Source organism: Microcystis sp. LEGE 08355 (genome assembly GCF_015207185.1).
GTDB classification, from domain to species: domain Bacteria; phylum Cyanobacteriota; class Cyanobacteriia; order Cyanobacteriales; family Microcystaceae; genus Microcystis; species Microcystis panniformis.
Map to the genome: position 1 here is coordinate 1 of NZ_JADEXI010000660.1, position 2,388 is coordinate 2,388.

Annotated in this window: 2 protein-coding genes and 1 pseudogene; all 3 read right to left on the minus strand. The window is 42.7% G+C overall.

The annotated features are described in order from the left end of the window. The coding region (locus tag IQ242_RS22580; RefSeq protein WP_193961487.1) for a DUF2887 domain-containing protein at positions 1-104 on the minus strand (104 nt) is incomplete at its 3' end. Then, positions 105-467 (minus strand): annotated as a pseudogene (locus tag IQ242_RS22585) (flagellar assembly protein H); the annotation flags it as partial. 173 nt (positions 468-640) lie between these two features. Beyond that, positions 641-2,173, minus strand: coding sequence for a hypothetical protein (locus tag IQ242_RS22590; RefSeq protein ID WP_193961488.1), 1,533 nt, complete (start codon positions 2,171-2,173; stop codon positions 641-643). Positions 2,174-2,388: the final 215 nt, after the last annotated feature.

The following is a 2,388-nucleotide window of genomic DNA, read 5'->3' on the forward strand; positions in this document are numbered from 1 at the left end:
GAAAATTGATAATGATTGACGGTTTCCGGGGGAAGATTGAGCAAATCAAAGAAACTTTCAGGAAAAGTCTCAAAGAGACGATAGAAAATACTGTCCGTTTTCACTCAATTTTGTCCCTCAATGACTTCTGGTACTTGTTCAATATCTAAGTCTAAAGTTTGGGCAATTTGTTCTACACTTAATCCTAAGACCGATAAACGGGGAATAGAGTTTAATTTAGCGGTTAATGCTCCTTCCTCTCTGCCTTCCTCTAAAATATCTTGATAGATGACTGATTCTCTCATAATGTCACTCCGAAGGATTTTTTTTATCGTCTCTCGATTTAATACTAACCCGGCGAGAATACTGGTAGCGGCAGCGAGATTGCTTTGCACCCGTTTTTGGGAGATAGTTTCTAGAGAACGGGACACCTGACTTAACACCTGTTCGGGGTCATCAGTATTGCTGAGAACGGCAAAGGGTAATAACTCATTGTTCGCTTAATTTTTTAAGGGAAGGGTTTTAAAATTGCTGTTACCTTTATCCTGTATGCTTTTTAGCGAATAAGGTAAGCGGAACGGTGCCGAGAGTGCGATCGCCAATTGGCTTGTTCAAACCCTAGGTATTTCTACAAAATTGAGACGCACCGAGTTGAATCTCCCTATTGGGGATTTTTTGGGACAGCAACAATCAAAATACTTCTGATTTGCGAGCGACTTAACCTGACCGGAAAGATATCCGTATAATCTAGACCAGCTGCTCTGGTGCCATAATCATTTTCCACTTGGTCCAATAAATCTCGATTGAGAGGCCATTGTCTCATGTCTCCACCTAGTGCGGGACCATTCACTGGATATTTAACGCTTTCAGCCGTATCTAGAAGCATTTGATCGTGGGTAAAAGCTAACACTCTATCCAATAATTCCTCGTTGGTATAAGTGAAAGCATGATCATCTTCCATGGGATTGATCATTTGAAAAACGTCATATCCTTCATCTAAAACCATCGCTTCCTCCGCACCGAATCCATCGCTCATAATTAAGGTAATCCCTTCTAGAGTGTTGCCGATTCTTGCCCCTAATCCCGAGGAAGCAAAACAGATAATTCTTTGACCGGACATTCCCAAAATTCCGAAAGGATAGATATTCTTGGGAAAGTAAATCTCTACCGTATCTCCTCCGGGGTAAGGAAAATATTCTCCTGCCCGACGTGGAGAAACACCAACTCGTCTAAAGTTATTTTTCGTCAACTGGTTTGCGACAGCAGGATCGGCCAGATTGATCTCCAGAAAACCACCGGGAGAAATTAATTGAGTTTCTACGATAATCGGTCCGTTTAAAGCGGCACGCCTAGCATTCAACTCGCCGTAGAGTTGATATTCCCCCAAGTAAATTTTATCAATAGCCTGCTTCATAAAATTCCCCGCACATGGGATTTTACCAGGCAGGCAAAAAATATGGCGTACATCTTGGAATCGATCGATAGCAGTAAATAGGGGAACCACATTACCTTGTTGAATAATAGTTTTTCCCCCTAGGGCAAACTCTAAAAATGGGGCGATATTCTGTAAATTAGCATCGTATCCCTCTAGTCCTGCTAAATAACGATTATATGCGCGGGCCACTTGCGGATCATCGATGTTTATTATATTTGCGCCTCCAGCCATAATAAATCTTAAATCCAAAAATTCATAACGATGGCCGAGGTGTGTAGCCATATCATCACACCATTTGACCAAACACCGATAGATGCGCTGATTGATCGGTTCTTGATAGCCTCCGGGGAGAAACATCCCACATAATTGATTTTGCAAGGATTTTATGTAGTAATTAGGGCCAAGATAGGCAAGATGCCACGGATTCATCGTTAGATCCCCACAACCTTGGGCGCCAATAATGAGCCAATCCTGTCCTCGCTGATCGCAGAATTCTTTGAGATGATGATAAAGTGTCCAAGTACCCGCTCTCTGCTCGTAAGCATTGGTCGTAGAGTCTAGGCCAGGAACAGCATTGCGACGAAGTCGATTATACATTATATCCGTCACTGCATGAGGATCCTGCATTCTGGGGGGAGTTATACCATCCCGTTGAATGCCGGGGCCTTTTTGATAGTCTGGAGTCACGGACACAAAGAGCTGCTCTTTTTTCGTGTCTAGAGTCAAAGAACCAGTATTAAAAACTTGATGTTTCACCATAATACCCCCTGCTTGTCTAGGTGTGGCAGTTGCGGCTAGACAAGCTAATTAGCCCTAGGCTATCTGTTTTTTTTAATCTCAACCTCGCTGACCTAAAGGGGAGTGGGGCTTTATATTTTTTTCCTGAATCTATCAGATGAACGTAGGTTGGGTTGAAGCATGAAACCCAACGCCCGCTGAATTTATCAGAAAGCCTAGCATTTATCGTATTATAC